This window comes from Psychrosphaera aquimarina, assembly GCF_032461525.1.
In the GTDB taxonomy this organism is placed as follows: domain Bacteria; phylum Pseudomonadota; class Gammaproteobacteria; order Enterobacterales; family Alteromonadaceae; genus Psychrosphaera; species Psychrosphaera aquimarina.
In genome coordinates this window covers 477,457-493,802 of record NZ_JAWCUA010000001.1, presented here as the reverse complement: position 1 = coordinate 493,802, position 16,346 = coordinate 477,457, and the positions used below count along the sequence as shown (strand labels likewise).

At 36.2% G+C, this 16,346-nt stretch carries 14 protein-coding genes and 3 tRNA genes; 10 read left to right on the top strand and 7 right to left on the bottom strand.

Features of this window, described 5'->3' with window-relative positions; translation table 11 throughout:
* Positions 1-48: 48 nt before the first annotated feature.
* Entirely contained in the window at positions 49-492 is a 444-nt protein-coding gene (locus RT723_RS02265) for a hypothetical protein (protein WP_315945731.1), read from the bottom strand.
* A 252-nt stretch (positions 493-744) separates the two neighbouring features.
* Between RT723_RS02265 and RT723_RS02260 the strand changes: the two genes are divergently transcribed.
* On the top strand, positions 745-876 hold the full coding sequence (locus tag RT723_RS02260; protein WP_315945730.1) for a hypothetical protein: 132 nt from the start codon (positions 745-747) through the stop codon (positions 874-876).
* Between the two features lie 637 nt (positions 877-1,513).
* On the opposite strand, the gene RT723_RS02255 is transcribed toward RT723_RS02260, so the two are convergent.
* The 3 genes from RT723_RS02255 to RT723_RS02245 all read right to left on the bottom strand — a co-directional run bounded on the left by RT723_RS02255 (position 1,514) and on the right by RT723_RS02245 (position 2,158).
* Positions 1,514-1,590 (bottom strand) — tRNA-Met (locus RT723_RS02255).
* A 350-nt stretch (positions 1,591-1,940) separates the two neighbouring features.
* Positions 1,941-2,017: transfer RNA gene (locus tag RT723_RS02250), tRNA-Met, on the bottom strand.
* A gap of 64 nt (positions 2,018-2,081) precedes the next feature.
* Positions 2,082-2,158: transfer RNA gene (locus tag RT723_RS02245), tRNA-Met, on the bottom strand.
* 189 nt (positions 2,159-2,347) lie between these two features.
* Between RT723_RS02245 and rlmKL the strand changes: the two genes are divergently transcribed.
* The 5 genes from rlmKL to rmf all read left to right on the top strand — a co-directional run bounded on the left by rlmKL (position 2,348) and on the right by rmf (position 8,629).
* Positions 2,348-4,468: a bifunctional 23S rRNA (guanine(2069)-N(7))-methyltransferase RlmK/23S rRNA (guanine(2445)-N(2))-methyltransferase RlmL gene (rlmKL, locus tag RT723_RS02240; protein WP_315945729.1), complete on the top strand. Its 2,121-nt coding sequence runs from the start codon at positions 2,348-2,350 to the stop codon at positions 4,466-4,468.
* 9 nt (positions 4,469-4,477) lie between these two features.
* Positions 4,478-4,720, top strand: coding sequence for a glutaredoxin family protein (locus RT723_RS02235; RefSeq protein ID WP_216055820.1), 243 nt, complete (start codon positions 4,478-4,480; stop codon positions 4,718-4,720).
* Positions 4,707-6,614, top strand: a complete 1,908-nt coding sequence (gene uup / locus RT723_RS02230; RefSeq protein ID WP_315945728.1) for an ATP-binding cassette ATPase Uup — start codon at positions 4,707-4,709, stop codon at positions 6,612-6,614. The genes RT723_RS02235 and uup overlap by 14 nt, the downstream gene beginning before the upstream one ends.
* A 16-nt stretch (positions 6,615-6,630) precedes the next feature.
* A complete protein-coding gene (locus RT723_RS02225; RefSeq protein WP_315945727.1) occupies positions 6,631-8,289 on the top strand; it encodes a DUF3466 family protein in 1,659 nt (552 codons plus the stop codon).
* Positions 8,290-8,455: 166 nt separating this feature from the next.
* Entirely contained in the window at positions 8,456-8,629 is a 174-nt protein-coding gene (gene rmf / locus RT723_RS02220) for a ribosome modulation factor (protein WP_216055817.1), read from the top strand.
* 68 nt (positions 8,630-8,697) lie between these two features.
* Here rmf and fabA read toward each other — a convergent pair whose 3' ends face one another.
* On the bottom strand, positions 8,698-9,213 hold the full coding sequence (gene fabA, locus RT723_RS02215) for a bifunctional 3-hydroxydecanoyl-ACP dehydratase/trans-2-decenoyl-ACP isomerase (protein ID WP_216055816.1): 516 nt from the start codon (positions 9,211-9,213) through the stop codon (positions 8,698-8,700).
* Positions 9,214-9,305: 92 nt separating this feature from the next.
* Here fabA and RT723_RS02210 point away from each other — a divergent pair, with 92 nt between their 5' ends.
* Positions 9,306-9,557 (top strand): hypothetical protein, encoded by a 252-nt coding sequence (locus RT723_RS02210; protein WP_216055815.1) that lies wholly within the window; start codon positions 9,306-9,308, stop codon positions 9,555-9,557.
* 30 nt (positions 9,558-9,587) lie between these two features.
* On the opposite strand, the gene ansA is transcribed toward RT723_RS02210, so the two are convergent.
* Complete coding sequence (ansA, locus tag RT723_RS02205) at positions 9,588-10,622, bottom strand: asparaginase (RefSeq protein WP_315945726.1); 1,035 nt, start codon at positions 10,620-10,622, stop codon at positions 9,588-9,590.
* 99 nt (positions 10,623-10,721) lie between these two features.
* A complete protein-coding gene (gene sppA / locus RT723_RS02200) occupies positions 10,722-12,575 on the bottom strand; it encodes a signal peptide peptidase SppA (protein ID WP_315945725.1) in 1,854 nt (617 codons plus the stop codon).
* Between the two features lie 156 nt (positions 12,576-12,731).
* Between sppA and RT723_RS02195 the strand changes: the two genes are divergently transcribed.
* From RT723_RS02195 to RT723_RS02185, 3 genes are all read left to right on the top strand, one after another.
* Entirely contained in the window at positions 12,732-14,747 is a 2,016-nt protein-coding gene (locus RT723_RS02195; protein WP_315945724.1) for an oxidoreductase, read from the top strand.
* Positions 14,748-14,848: 101 nt separating this feature from the next.
* A complete protein-coding gene (locus tag RT723_RS02190) occupies positions 14,849-15,382 on the top strand; it encodes an RNA methyltransferase (protein ID WP_315945723.1) in 534 nt (177 codons plus the stop codon).
* 204 nt (positions 15,383-15,586) lie between these two features.
* The gene (locus RT723_RS02185; RefSeq protein ID WP_315945722.1) at positions 15,587-16,270 is read left to right on the top strand and encodes a substrate-binding periplasmic protein; all 684 of its coding nucleotides are present in this window, start codon (positions 15,587-15,589) and stop codon (positions 16,268-16,270) included.
* Positions 16,271-16,346: the final 76 nt, after the last annotated feature.

Here is a 16,346-nt window from a genome sequence, read left to right as displayed (position 1 = left end):
GGCATCATTTAAGATGCCAGTGCCCTAATAGTTTACTTAAACATTGAATTAACTTATTGAAATTAATATAAATGCTAAAACTGCACCGGCTAAACTGTATTTAACACCTGTTTTAAATGTTTTACTTTTTGGAATGAACATCCAAAAAGAAGATATGGCAAAAAATAGTAACGCGCTGCCAAAAAATATATTCAACCAATATGCTGGAGAGTCAGTGGTCGCCTTATGTAAATGTGTCATTTTATCTAGAACCACAGGCAATTCATATCGAGTGTAAGAAACAAAACCAGACTCTTTATTGTATGAACCATTTTTGAAATTGATTGACTGTTTATCTTCAGACTCAGCGTTAAAACGTCTAAACTTTAACGCCTTACCTAATTCGGTTTGACTCAGACCTGGCGATAATTGAGATTCAATTGTTTGAGCAAGTTTAAAGGTATTTGTATCCCGATAAATTAGTACAATTCCACTTAGCGCATACACGGTCATTATACCCGCTAAAAAAAGCCCAAATAACGGTGTAAAATACGCATGGTAATTGGTTTCATTAATATCGTTTCCTATAAAGGTTATTGAGTGTTGTATGTGATATGACTGATTAATATAAGTATTGTTGGGCACAGTAATAAATATTGATTTGATATTCAACAAACTTGTTTTTCCTATTACAAAAGCAATTTCATTTGTGTACGTTATTTAAACCTATTAGAACAATATAAAACGGCATTAATGGAAATAGGTGTGCTTACTTCTGCTGTGTCACCCGACTCAAAACAACAACTTGAAGCGACATTGGAAAAGCTAACAATCACCTATCCAATTGCTTATGGTTTAACTGAACAACAAATGAAGCAATTAGGTTTATATATTTAAGCGCAACGCCCAGAACAAGAAAACGATCATAACTTTGCAGAACCTGGGTTGTTTGTTATTAACGAAGTAGGGGAGTTACAAGCTGTGAATATTTCTTATACACCATTTTTACGACCTGAACTTGACGTTGTTGTAAGAGGGATCACTTTTGTTCGAAGTCAAAGTGATTATCTAATCTGAGGCACAGTCGCGTATTAATTTTTTTAAGTTTTACTAAGACCTAACCTGCAATTTAGGTTAGGTTTTGTAGATGTTGTTGGCTAAAGCACTGAATATCAGTATGCATATATAGTTTGATTATTTAAATGAGTGAGAAATGGTAAGAAATAGATCTCTTAATAAGTGAGAGACTATTACAAAAACAAAAGTACGACAGAATTTTTAAATAGTTTGGAATTGGTTGTGCGATTAGAATCTTTTTATAAGAACGAAATTACTACTTAAAGACTGAAATATAAAATTGGTTGCAGGAGCAGCATCTTTTGTAAAGAGTGAACCTACGACTTTCGGATTATGGGTTCGTATGAATATTGTATGAAGTTTTAATAGTATTAAATTGGTTACGGGAGCAGCATCTCTTGTGAATAGCGAACCTACGGCATAATGAAATAAGAAATAAGAAATAAGAAATAAGAATTGGTTGCGGGAGCAGGATTTGAACCTACGACCTTCGGGTTATGAGCCCGACGAGCTACCAGACTGCTCCATCCCGCGTCCGAATGGTTTAACTGAACAGTTAAACAAGCCACAATAGTTTTAATTCATATTGTAAGAATTGGTTGTGGGAGCAGCATCTTTTGTGAAGAGCGAACCTACGACCTTAGTTGTTTTAATTCTAACTAAAGAATTGGTTGCGGGAGCAGCGTCTTTTGTAAGAAGCGAACCTACGACCTTTAGTATTTAATTCTAACTAAAGAATTGATTGCGGGAGCAGCATCTTTTGTGAAGAGTGAACCTACGACCTTAGTTGTTTGAATTCTAATATAAAGAATTGGTTGCGGGAGCAGCATCTTTTGTGAAGAGCGAACCTACGACCTTAGTTGTTTTAATTCTAACTAAAGAATTGGTTGCGGGAGCAGGATTTGAACCTACGACCTTCGGGTTATGAGCCCGACGAGCTACCAGACTGCTCCATCCCGCGTCCGAATGGTTTAACTAATAAAAGTTAAACAAGCCACAATAGTTTTAATTCATATTGTAAGAATTGGTTGCGGGAGCAGGATTTGAACCTACGACCTTCGGGTTATGAGCCCGACGAGCTACCAGACTGCTCCATCCCGCGACACTATTTTTGCTATTTTATGGTCTTTGCAATTTGACCTTTTTTTTCGTTTAAGACTCTCTGCCTCAACGAGGTGCGTATAATAATGTTTAAAAATATTTATGCAAGAGATAAATTAAAAAACTGTAATAAATAGGTCTTTTACGTAAATTTGCTATAATGATGCCAAATTTACTAACTTTTGATCTTATGCCTAATTTTATAGCTCTTACATCCGCCGGAATTGAACCTCTTTTAGCCACCGAACTTACTGAGTTGGGGGCAACTGACGTAAACCATAAAATGCAGTCTGTGTATTTTACTGCCACTTTCGAGGTCGCACAAAAAATATGTTTGTGGTCTCGATTAGCAACTCGCGTGTTAAGACACGTTACAGAAGTACGCGGAAGTGAGAAAGATGACATCTATAATGGCGTCTTAGGCTTTGATTGGCACCCATACTTTACAAAATGTCGTTCTTTTTCGGTTGAGTTTGTAGGGACTGACAAAAGTATAAGAAATACACAGTTTGGTGCATTAATCGTCAAAGACGCTATCGTAGACAATTTAAGAGAAGAGTCAGGTCGTCGTCCAGATATAGATAAAGAAAACCCAGACATTAGAATTCAAGCCCGTTTGTTCAAAGGTAAATGTAAGATTTATGTAGACTTTTCTGGTCCATCTTTACATCAGCGCGGCTTTAGAACTGAACAAGGTGCTGCACCGTTAAAAGAACATTTGGCCGCAGCCATTATAAAACGAAGTGGTTGGGATGAAAAAAGTCCATTTGTTGATATGTTTGCAGGTTCAGGCACTATTTTAATTGAAGCCGCTAATATACACATGAAGCGCGCACCGGGTTTAAATAAACGCAGTTTCCCATTTGTTAAACATCCTGAATTTAGTGTGTTTAAGTATGAAGCGTTGAGAGATGAAACTATTGCACAAGAAGTTTCAGCATCAACCACATTCATTGGTTTTGAGATTTCAAAATACGTCGTCGATAAAGCAATGCTTAATGTAGAAAACGCGGGTTTAGAAGATGTGATCACTATTGCTCAACAAGACGCTTCCAAAGCAACCGTGTCTAAATCATTAGAACCAGGTTGGATTGTTTCTAATCCACCATATGGTGAACGACTTGGTGAGTCCATCGTATTGTTGTCATTATTCAAACGTTTGGGACTTAACTTTAAACAGAATTATGAAAATTGGCATGTGTCCTTATTATCTAGCCAACCTATGTTAATAAAACTATTACGCTTACAAAAAAGTAAAGAGTTTAAGTTAAAAAATGGCCAGATTGAGACGATTTTAACTAACTATCATTTAACGCCGCAGCAATGTGAATTATCTGAAAGTGCTAAAAACGGCAAATACTATTTAAGTAAAGACGGTCAAGCATTTGAAGGGCGTTTAGAAAAGAACTTAAAACGCTTAACTAAATGGGCTAAAAAAGAAAATATTGAATGTTACCGAATATACGACGCAGACATTCCTGAATACAATGTAGCGGTAGATTATTACGCGGGTAAAATTGTGGTATACGAATACCAAGCACCTAAAACAGTAAACGCTAATTTGGCCGAGCAACGTTTATTAGATGTATTAAGTATTTTGCAACAAAAATTTGATTTGGATGAAAGTACGTTTGCTTTAAAAGTACGTAAATCGCAAAAGGGCAAAGATCAATATCAAAAAGAAGACAGTAAGTTTCATCGATTTACAGTGAACGAGTTTAATGCTCAATTTTACGTTAATATCCATGACTACTTAGACACGGGTTTATTCTTAGATCACCGTTCAACTCGTAAAGAGTTTGCGTCTTGGTGTAATGGTAAAAGCGTACTTAATCTATTTTCTTATACTGGTAGTGTGTCAGTTCATGCTGCGTTGGGTGGTGCAAGTCGCGTGACTAGCGTGGATATGTCGAACACTTATATTGATTGGTGTGAAGATAACTTCAGATTAAATAAAATTGATACCAAGAATCATTTTTTCCAACGTGCTGATTGTTTAGATTGGTTGTCTAAGTCTCAAGATAAATTTGATTTAGTGTTTTTAGATCCACCTAGTTTTTCTAATTCAAAGAAAATGGATAGAACTTGGGATGTACAACGTGACCATGTTGAAATTATTGAACTAGTAAAACATCGTTTACAACAAGGTGGTGAAATTTTATTTTCAAACAACTTACGTAACTTTAAATTGGACTCAAGTGCCATTGAAGCGCTAGGTTTTGTGATAAAAGATATGACCAAACAAACGTTACCAGAAGATTTTCAACGTAATAGTAAAATCCATCATTGTTGGAAGTTGTCATTAAACTAGAGTTTTGTGATGCCTAAACAAGTTTTTTTATATTCAACCGATGGGTGTCATTTATGTAATGACGCCCTTACTTTATGCCAATCCGTGGGGTTGTCTCCAACTATCGTAGATATTGTTGAAGATGATAATTTAGTACATTTATATGGTACATATATCCCAGTGTTATTGGTGGAACGCGAAGAACAAGGCCTGTTTTGGCCATTTGACGCAGAACAAATTAAGCAGTATTTGAAATTTTATGGAATTAGTTAGACTTTCAAAGGCACAACTTGCCTTTGGTACCAACCCAATATTAGATAAAGCCGACTTTCAATTAAATACAGGTGAGCGTGTATGTATTGTTGGACGTAATGGCGCAGGCAAATCTTCTTTATTGAAGATCATTAACAAAGACTTATCGTTAGATGATGGCAAAGTACAAATTGTTAGTGACGTTATTGTTGCCAGATTAGAACAAGATCCACCACGTGGGCAGCATGGTACTGTGTTTGAATTTGTTTCAGAAGGACTGCAAGAAGTTAAGCAGTTAATGGATGAATACAATGAATTAGCAATGAAAGTTGCTGATGAACCAAACCTTATGGATAAATTAGAGCAAGTTCAAAACAAAATTGAACAAGCCCATGGTTGGACATTAGAAACAACGATAAGCCAAACATTGACAAAATTAGGTTTAGAGCCTGAACAAGACATTAATAAATTGTCAGGGGGCTGGTTAAGGAAATTAGCGCTAGCAAGAGCTTTGGTTAAACAACCCGATGTATTGTTATTAGATGAACCTACCAATCATTTAGATATAGACGCTATTCAATGGTTAGAAACGTTCTTAAAAGAATTCACTGGCGCGATTGTATTTATTTCGCATGACAGGGCGTTTATAAGAAGTTTAGCAACACGTATTATCGATTTAGACCGTGGTAATTTAGTGTCGTTTGAAGGTACTTATGAATATTACCTTGAAGAAAAGCAACGCTTGTTAGAAGTTGAAGAGCAGCAGAATGCACTGTTTGATAAAAAACTTGCCCAAGAAGAAGTATGGATAAGACAAGGTATAAAAGCTAGACGTACTCGTAATGAAGGCCGTGTGAGAGCGTTAAAAGCATTACGTAATGAACGTGGTGCCAGAATTGATGCTCCTAAAAATGCGAAAATGTCTATACAAGCGGGTGATAAGTCTGCCAAGAAAGTCTTTGAAACAATCAATATCTCATTTTCTATTAAATCTAGAACGCTTATTAGTGATTTTGATGCATTAGTCGCACGTGGCGATAGAATAGCCTTGGTTGGACCAAACGGGATTGGTAAATCTACCTTAATAAAACTGATGATGGGGCAAATTGAACCAGATGAAGGCATAGTTAAAATAGGTGAAAACTTAAAAGTTGCGTATTTTGATCAACACCGATTAGCACTTAATGAAGAGCAAAGTGTTCAAGATAATGTTGCAGAAGGTAAACAAGAAGTCGAATTTAATGGCGGAACTCGTCATGTATTAAGTTATCTTCAAGACTTTTTATTTCCACCTGAGCGTTCAAGAACCCCAGTAAAGGCTCTGTCTGGCGGTGAGAAAAACCGTTTGTTACTTGCTAAGCTATTCGTAAAACCATCAAATCTGTTGATTCTAGACGAACCGACTAATGATTTAGATGTGGAAACATTAGAATTATTAGAAGAGTTAGTTGCTAACTATGAAGGTACGGTTTTACTTGTAAGCCATGACCGTGAATTTATTGATAATACCGCCACTTCAATTTGGGCTTTTGAAGGTAATGCCGTCATTAATAAAGTCGTGGGTGGTTATCAGGACTACGAAGATTATTTAAAGCGTATAGCTCCGAAACAATCCAAGTCTGTTGAAAAAACATCAGTTGCTGATAAATCAAAAAACAAAAGTGACGTTACTCCTAACAAAACAAAGAAAAAGCTTTCATACAAGGAGTCGACAGAGTTAGAATCACTGCCAAAATTGTTAGAAGACTTAGAGTCCACACTTTCTGAAATCCAGGAAATCGTTAATTCCTCAGACTTTTTCAAACAAGATAGCGATTTTACTTCAGCCAAATTGAACCAATTAGCTGAAACTGAGTCGAAGCTCGAAGTTGCTTATTCTCGCTGGGAAGAGCTAGAACAAAAACAACAAAATTGAATTAGGTAGTATTATTTTGAAATCAAAATTGTTTAAAACATCTTTGCTGGCAACAGCAATCATTGCTCATTCAGGTCAAACCTTTGCAGCACAATATGAAGTAAAAGAAATTGCACCTTTAGAAAAATATAGACAACATTTTTCAATGGGATTAAATGACTCGGGTACCGTGGTTGGAGTCGTAAGAGATAGTTTCAAATTCCCTTTTTATTTAGAATCCTATTTAGAAGACAGTTACAAAACTGCTTGTGATTTATCGGATGCAGAATTGTCATCTGGTGATTTTGATGCGACTTCTACGTATTGCCTTAAATCTACATTAGCATCTTTATCAAGCCCTCTATTTCAAAGAATAGGTGACTCTAAATCTTTCATTAACTCAGGGAATGAAACTAATTTGGTTGCATTAACTGATTATGTTGATAATGAGTTAGGTGAATATACTGGTAGTAATGTTGAACAATTAAACGCAATAAATTCAAGTGAAATCGCGGTTGGTACCGCGTCAGGTTCATTTAAGCCAGTCGATTTTGTTATAACCAGTGATGAAGGTGTAGAAACAGAATATAAATATTGGCAACGTGATTACAAAACCCGTGCGGCAATTTATTTAAATGGTGTAACCAAACTGATTGAGCCTGTATTTAGTGAGTACGGTGGCGTTACATCAGCAGTCGACATTAGTAATACTGGTTATATTGCTGGTTTTTCATCGACTGAATTGATTGAGTCTGCACAAACTTCAATCGAAACGGATTGTGACGGCGAAAGCGCACCTTTATTAGTGTGTGTTTGGTCAAAACAAATATCTGGCGATATTTATAAAACGAAACCATATATTTGGCAAATTGATGATTCAGGTGAAGTATTAAGTAGCTCTGAATTTGATTTGGCATTCACGCCAACAGAAACACAGACGGCAAATTACAGTGCTACCATCGCTGCAGTTAATGAGTTTGGTGTAGGGGTTGGGTATGGACATGTTCATAATGAAGATCAAGTTGTTCAATATTATCAACAACCACTTTTATTCGGAAGCGAAGGGACTAAACCTTTAATCGGTGTGGATTTATATGATGCCGGTTATGCAACGGACATTAACAGTTCTAATATTGTCATCGGTAAAGTTCAAACCGTTTATAACAATGAACTGAATGATGAGTTTTTTATCTATGACATAAATAACGATACGTTTGAGACACCAACCACGTTTTATCCAACGGCAGAAAGTACTGCTAATTCTATTAATGATTTAGGTATTGTGGTTGGTGAAGCTGAATACGAGATCACAACTGAATCGGTTCGTAGAAAACACGGTTTTATTTATAACATCAATACTAAATCATTTTTTGATATTAATGATTTAACCGAATGTAATTCTGAATTTGAAATTGTTGAAATGAAAAGCATTAATAACAATAATCAAATTGCAGCTACTGCTTTAAAACGTGTTGAGTTGAGAGATTCTAATGGTGACGTTTATTATGATTCAGCTGGCGCAACTTACACTGAGCAAGTTGCCGTATCTGTTTTGTTATCACCAATTGATTCAGGTGAGATAGAAGATTGTAGTGATATTGAGAATCCAAAATACGAAAGAAAGGGGTTATCTACCGCGCCTGCCTTTATTTTATTCCTCAGTTCACTTTTGTATATTAGACGCCGTTCTATATAACTAAGCATTCTATATGAAAAAGCCCATGTCATTCATGGGCTTACTTTTATCTGTCATAAAATTGTAAAAAAAGTCATTGATCAAACTTTAAAATTTGTCTATTCATATACAAGTGTTTTAAGCACATCTTGAAAATTCCAAAAATAAATATATTAAGGAACTGCCAATGAAAAGACAGAAACGTGATCGGTTAGACAGAGCTCATTCACAAGGATATAAAGCTGGCATTACAGGACGCTCCCGCGAGGCATGCCCATATCAGCAGATGGAAAGTAAATCGCAGTGGTTAGGAGGATGGCGCGAAGCCATAGGCGATAAAAACGATGGGTTATTTAAATAACCTCAATTAATTATTAACAAAAAAGCCCGTATTAAACGGGCTTTTTTGTATCTTAAACAAACAAGATGTTAGAACGATGATGTATCCGTGAACAAACCAACTTTTAAATCGTTAGCTTCGTAGATTTTTTTACCATCTACTTCTACAACACCATCACCCAAACCCATAAATAATTTACGTTTAATTACACGTTTTAAATCTATACGGTAAGTAACTTTTTTTGCAGTAGGTAAAACCTGACCCGTAAATTTAACTTCACCAACACCCAAAGCTCGGCCTCTACCAGGTCCACCAGACCAACCTAAGAAAAACCCAATAAGTTGCCACATAGCATCTAGTCCAAGGCAACCAGGCATTACTGGGTCACCTTTAAAATGACAATCAAAGAACCATAGATCAGATGTGATATCTAATTCGGCAATGATTTCACCTTTTCCGTATTTACCACCTTCGTCTGTGATCTTAACAATGCGGTCCATCATTAACATATTATCTGATGGTAAACGTGCATTACCTTCACCAAATAACTCGCCGTTTCCACATGCGATTAAATCGTTTTTATCAAAGCTGTTTTTTTGTGACATAAATAAACTTATACTAGTTACAAGAAGTAGGGCGCAAATCTTAGCGAACACTTGTACGCTAAACAACTCTGAACAGTGATATATTTGATATTATGGCTAAAAAAGCACCATTAACTAACGCTGAGAAGCAAAAACGTTACCGAGAAAAGAAAGAATCTCTTGGAAAAAAAGAAGTTCGCGGATATTTAACTGAACAAGCACAAGATTGTTTAGCAGAAATTCGTAACATTACTGATTGGGATGACAGTACTATATTAAGTAATGCCATCCGATTAACTTATGCTGCTCAGCAATGTGGGCAAGTAAAATTATTGAATGGGTGGTTAGTCAAAAATAAAAAGTAAAATCATAAAGTAATCTTATCAACAGCCAGATTAATCTATGGTCATCTCACCTTTTAGATTTTGGCTAAACAACTGCCTAACTTGCTCAAAACTAAGGTCTTGGCTTAGTAAGTGATGTATTTTAGTTAAGCAGGCTTCTAATGTCATATCGTGTGCAGACAATACGCCAGCACTTTGTAGGGCTTTCCCTGTTGCGTAACCTTCCATATCAACACTACCTCGATGGCATTGAGTTCTGTTGACCACTAATATACCTCTGTCGTTAGCACTTTCTATTTCGGTTAATAACGATTTATTTTCTGGTGCGTTACCTACGCCATAACTCTGTATTATTAATGCGTTAACGGGTTGTGCCAAAATGTTTTTGATCACTAAGTGTGAGATGCCAGGGTATAAACTGACCACTCCAATAGGTTGGTCCGTAATGTTAATGATATTAAAGCTTGTATTAATGTTTGTGAAAGATTGGTGAGCATTAATTGCTTCGGCATTTACTTCTATTTGAATACCAGCATCAATGAGTGGGGGGAAATTTGGACTGTCAAACGCATTAAAGCCATCAGCATCCGCTTTGGTCGCTCGGTTCCCACGGTATAAGCGGTTATTAAAGAATAAAGTGACTTCGTTAATCGGGTAGTTAGCCGCGATATACAAGGCATTTAATAAATTATGTAAGCCATCTGAGCGGATCTGAGATAAGGGAATTTGACTTCCGGTGACAATCACTGGCTTATCTAAGTTATCTAACATAAAAGATAAAGCAGAGGCTGTGTAAGCCATAGTATCAGTGCCGTGTAACACGACAAAGCCATCATAGTCTTGATAGTTTTGTTTTATATCATTAGCAATATTCTGCCAATCATTAGGTGACATGTTGCTCGAATCTAATACTGGGCAAAATTCTGAGATTGTAAACTCTGGCATTTCAGGACGATTTAGTTCCGTCATCGAATTTAAAACATCAGTGACATAACCCTCAACTGGTATATAACCGTTAGGTGACTTTTTCATCCCAATTGTGCCGCCAGTATAGGCGATATATATTCGTTTTTTAGCAGATGTCATTAATTGTCTCAATATAGCGTTATGGGCAAAAAAATAAGCCCACTAAATTAGTGGGCTTATTCTAAATATAAACGTTAAGGAAACCAACAGCCTTGACGTTTAATTGATGTCACATTCGTAACAATAAAGATACATACCAACTGGGTCATTTAATTGAGCCCATGTTTTGGTTTCTTTCATGATTGAGTTGAATACATCCATCATTGGTGAGTTATTTTTATTCACCGTTATCTGTGGTGCATAGGTTGCGAATAAATCATTAATAAACACTTGATAAGGCGTAAGTTGTTTTTTAACGACAGTAACTTGGTAGTCACTTAGACCGGCATGGTCAGCAGCTGACTCAATAGCATCTTGGTAGAAGCCTAATTTATCAACTAATCCTAACTCAAAAGCTTTTTTACCTGACCAGACACGGCCTTGTGCAATATTATCAACCTCAGATTTTGACATATTTCTTTCTTGTGCAACTAAACCAATGAATTGATCATATCCATGTTCGATAGCTGTTTGAATAACCTGTCCCATTGCTGGGTTAAGTGCACGAGTCGGGGAGAATCCAGCCATTTCAGTTGTGCCCACACCGTCTGTTGTTACACCTAATGTAGTTAACGTGTCTTCAAATGTAGTTAACATTCCGAATATGCCTATAGAACCCGTGATTGTGGTTGTGGATGCCCAAATTTCGTCAGTGGATGCAGAAATCCAATAGCCACCAGATGCAGCCATTGAACTCATGGAAACAATGATAGGTTTACCAGCCTGTTTGATAGCTTCTATTTCGTTACGGATCACTTCAGATGCAAATGCACTGCCGCCCGGACTATCCACTCGTAGAACAATGGCTTTAATTTGATCATCTTCACGTGCTTGTTTTAATAATTTAGCGGTTGAGTCCCCACCAATATCGCCAGGGGTACGAGTTCCGTTATAAATCGTACCTTTAGCCACTACAATACCAATTTTGTCTAATTCAATCGGATTAAATTGTTGAGAGGTTACAGATAAATAGTCGTTAAAATTAATCGTTTTATTTTTTTGATTTAACCACTGATTATCAACATATTGCTCAAACTCTTGATGTGTCATAAGTTTATCTACCCAAGAGTTAGCAAGTGCAAATTGAGCTAAATCACCGTTAACATTCTTTAATTTAGCTAAAAGACCTGTTAATTGTTCATCAAAGTTACTCTGTTCAAACTGTCTTGCTGTACTCACATCTGACTTATACTCTGACCATAAGTCACCTAACCATTGTTGATTTGCCGTCTTTGCAGCTTCTGACATATCATCTCGTAAAAATGGTTCAACAGCGGATTTATAGGTACCAACTCTGAATATATGAGTATTAACTTTTAATTTCTCTAACGCTGATTTTAAGTACATACGGTAACGGCCAAAACCGTCGATAGCGACTGCGCCCATAGGATGAAGAATGATCTCATCTGCATGTGCGGCTAAGTAATATTGAGTTTGTGAATAATAATCACCATAAACTAATATAGGCTTATCAGATATTTGCTTAAATTGTTTTAACGCGTGTCCAATTTCTTGTAATTTGCTTAAGCCTGTTCCTCTTAATCTGCTTACATCCAAAAGCAGTGCATTAATTCGATTATCATTAGCTGCTGATTTAATGCTAGCTAAAATATCAGTTAGCAAAACCTCAGGACTGTCATTATTGTTGCCCATCGCATCTGCCATGAACTCACTATAAGGGTCTATGTAGGTTTTCTCTTCAACCACTTCACCGACTAAATTCAGTTTTAAAACAGAATTTGCTTCTACGATAATTGGTTGTTCACCACTTGCAGCAATGGCACCAATAACTAAAACGACGACAATTAAAAATAAAATATTTAAAATAGCGCTTCGAGTAAAATTAAGTACTCCCCAACACGCTTTAAACAAATCCTTTATCCAGTTTTTATTTTTCTTTAACTGATGTTCCATTTTTCTCTCTAAATTTATTAAATGACTTAAACTTATTGTTCAATAATTTAGAATACATTGCCAGAATCCTTTGTAACTAATTTATTTAATTGAAGTCCGACCAGTAGTTGGTTAGAGTATCCCTATAAGAAATAATAATAATTAGAAGAGTTGAATATGTCTTATCCGCATTTATTAAAACCATTAGATCTTGGATTCACTCAATTATCAAACCGTGTACTAATGGGGTCAATGCACACAGGTTTGGAAGAAGAGAAAAAAGGGTTTGAAAAACTGGCTGCTTTTTATGAAGAGAGAGCAAAAGGTGGGGTTGGTCTTATTGTCACTGGCGGCATTGCGCCGAATTTTGCCGGCAGAGTTGAACCATTAGGTTCAGAATTAAGTCGTTTTTGGCATGTTAATAAACACAAAACGATCACTAATGCAGTCCATAAGTATGACACTAAGATTTGTTTACAGATTCTACATACAGGCCGTTACGCTTATCATCCATTTAATGTCAGTAGTTCTGCTATTAAAGCACCAATCAATCCATTTAAACCAAAAGCGCTGTCTGAACGCGGCATAAATAAAACCATTCGTGATTTTGCTAAATGTGCTGGTCTAGCTCAAAAAGCGGGATACGACGGTGTTGAAATTATGGGCTCTGAAGGGTATTTAATTAATCAATTCATAGCGCCAAAAACCAATAAACGTACTGATAAGTGGGGCGGTAGTTTTGAAAATAGAATCCGTCTAGCATTAGAAATTGTTAAACAAACGAGAGAAAAAGTAGGCAATGATTTTATCATCATCTTTAGACTCTCTATGTTAGATCTTGTTGATGATGGTTCTACGTTTGAAGAAGTAGTACAACTGGCTAAATTATTAGAGCAGGCGGGTGTGACTATCTTGAATACTGGCATTGGCTGGCATGAAGCAAGAATACCAACCATAGTGACTTCGGTGCCTAGAAAAGCATTTACTTGGATTTCAGAACGTCTTAAAAAAGAAGTTTCTATCCCTGTTGTGACAACTAACCGAATTAATACACCTGAAATAGCCGAAGAGATATTAGCTGAAGGTCAAGCCGACATGGTCTCCATGGCCCGTCCTTTATTAGCTGATGCTGAATTTGTAGCAAAAGCTGCAGCCAACCAAAGTGATAAAATCAATACTTGTATTGCATGTAATCAGGGGTGTTTGGACCATGTGTTTGCCAGAAAACGTGCAACTTGTTTAGTTAACCCAGTGGCCTGTTATGAAACTGAATTAGTATTTAAAACGGCAACTAATTCAAAGAAATTAGCGGTAATAGGTGCAGGTCCTGCAGGCATGGCATTCTCTAGTTATGCTGCTGAAAAAGGCCATGAAGTTCATTTATTTGATGCGGCAGATGAGATCGGTGGTCAGTTTAATATAGCCAAAACTATTCCAGGCAAAGAAGAGTTTTACGAAACTATCCGCTTTTTTGAACATAAGTTAAAAGATCAAAACGTTTCCTTACATTTGGGCCAACATCAGTCTGTCGAAAGCTTAAAGGCAATGGATTTTGATGAAATCATAGTTGCTACAGGTATTACTCCAAGAACATTAGATCTACCGGGATTTGATTCAGATAAAGTGCTGGGGTATTTAGATGTGTTAAAGCATAAAAAACCAGTAGGTGACAAAGTTGCCATTATTGGAGCCGGAGGTATTGGTTTTGATGTTGCATGCAGTTTAATTCAACCTAAATCTCATACACTCGATCTTGATCATTGGTTAAATTACTGGGGTGTTGATAAAAGCTATCAAAACCGTGGCGCGGTTAAACCAATTACAGAAGACAAAGTGGATAAAACTATTTACCTAATGCAACGAAAAGACACTAAAGTAGGGGCGGGACTTGGTAAAACATCAGGTTGGGTTCACAGAGCCGAACTTAACCGTGCTGGTGTTAAAATGATGAATAAGGTTGAATACAAAAGCTTCTCAGATCAAGGACTTGAAGTGTTAGTTGATGGCGTACAGCAGTTTTTAGATGTTGATAATGTCATTGTTTGTGCAGGACAAACATCAAACAACACATTATATGAAGAATTAAAACAAAGTGGTGCAACCGTTCACTTGATTGGTGGTGCCAGCATAGCTGCAGAGTTAGACGCTAAACGTGCAATTCGTCAAGGTGCTGATTTAGCCGCTATTATCTAAATAAACGTATTTATTGTTAGGTAATAAGCTAAAAATTAAATACAATTTAAAGCCAAGCAATCGCTTGGCTTTTTCTTGCAATAAAATAATGAAAGCTATCTATGACCGTGTCTAATTCTGCAAAAGTAACAATTTGTTTAACAAACCCTAAAAGCCCAACCAATGTTGGTGGTGTATTAAGAGCATCAGGTTGCTTTGGCGCCCACGAAATTTTATATACAGGTAACCGCTATAACAAAGCTAAAAAGTTCTCGACTGACACCCAGAATATCAATGATGAGATAGGTATTGTGCACGTGGAGGATTTTCTGGCTGAGAAACCGGACGATGTACCATTAATATGTGTTGATTTAGTCGAAGGGGCAACACCGTTACCGGAGTTTGAACATCCTGAAAGTGCTTTTTATGTCTTTGGCCCTGAAGATGGATCAATTAAACAAGAGGTAATAAACAAAGCTGATCATGTTGTGTTTATGCCAACCAAAGGCAGTTTAAATTTAGCCGCATCAGTCAATGTCGTGTTATATGACCGAGTTGCCAAAGCGGATCATACTATTGAGAATGATGAGTTAATTAAGACGAGTAGGGATGTTAATAATCGACTAACAGTGAATAAACGGTTTAAAAAAAGATAGATGTTTTGTCATTTTAGTTAAACAGTTAATTTAGGGTTATAAAAATAATTTTATTCATACATATTTTCAGGTTATAAATTCAGAATTTGAATCTAAAATTATTTATTTTTTAATGCGTTAGTGGCTATTATTAGAAATACTTGCTTTATTTAAGGCTTGTGTGAATATTACAATCGGGATTTAGATAATTAAGGTTATGGATAGATGCGTTTATTGATAATATCAATTCTTTGCGTTTTATTAACAACGCCTCTCTTTGCTACTCAAATTATGCCTCTAAATTGGGGTTACATTAATTTTAACCCTTATCATTTCAATGATAACGATAAAGTTGAGGGCGAAATAGCAGATGTAGTTGAGCAAATATTCAAAAAAGCACAATTAAGATATACCCCTATACAACTCCCAAATAAAAGAGCCAAATTATATTTGGAGCAAGGACGAGTTGATTTCACAATTGTTATAGAGAGTTATGTAAACCAACCAAATAACTATTTAAAGAGCAAACTTCCCTTTTACTTAATCAAACTTGGAGCTGTTTGTCGTAATAAAAACTATAACATACAAAGTGTTGACGATTTAAAAGGTATCAGACTGATATTGTTAACTGGTTATTCATATGGTCTTGACTTTGAACTTAATGAACAGAATGGTTTTAATGTTGTACTAAAAGCCGAAAACCACTTTCAAGCACTCAGAGCGCTAGAGTATGATCGAGGAGATTGTGCATTAGGCTACAAAGGGCCTTTTCAAGCTGAAGAGTATGACCAAAGTAAGCTTAATTTACATTTTTTCCCAATGGATGAGTTTCCGGTTTATTTGTACCTTAATAAAAAAGCTGCAAATGCAGATGATGTGATGAAACGTATAAATAATGCGATGCAATGATGTTATTGTTTCTTTTTATTTAAGTTTGCAGAAAATAAAAAACCACTAGATAAAGTGGTTTTTTATTATGTAAACA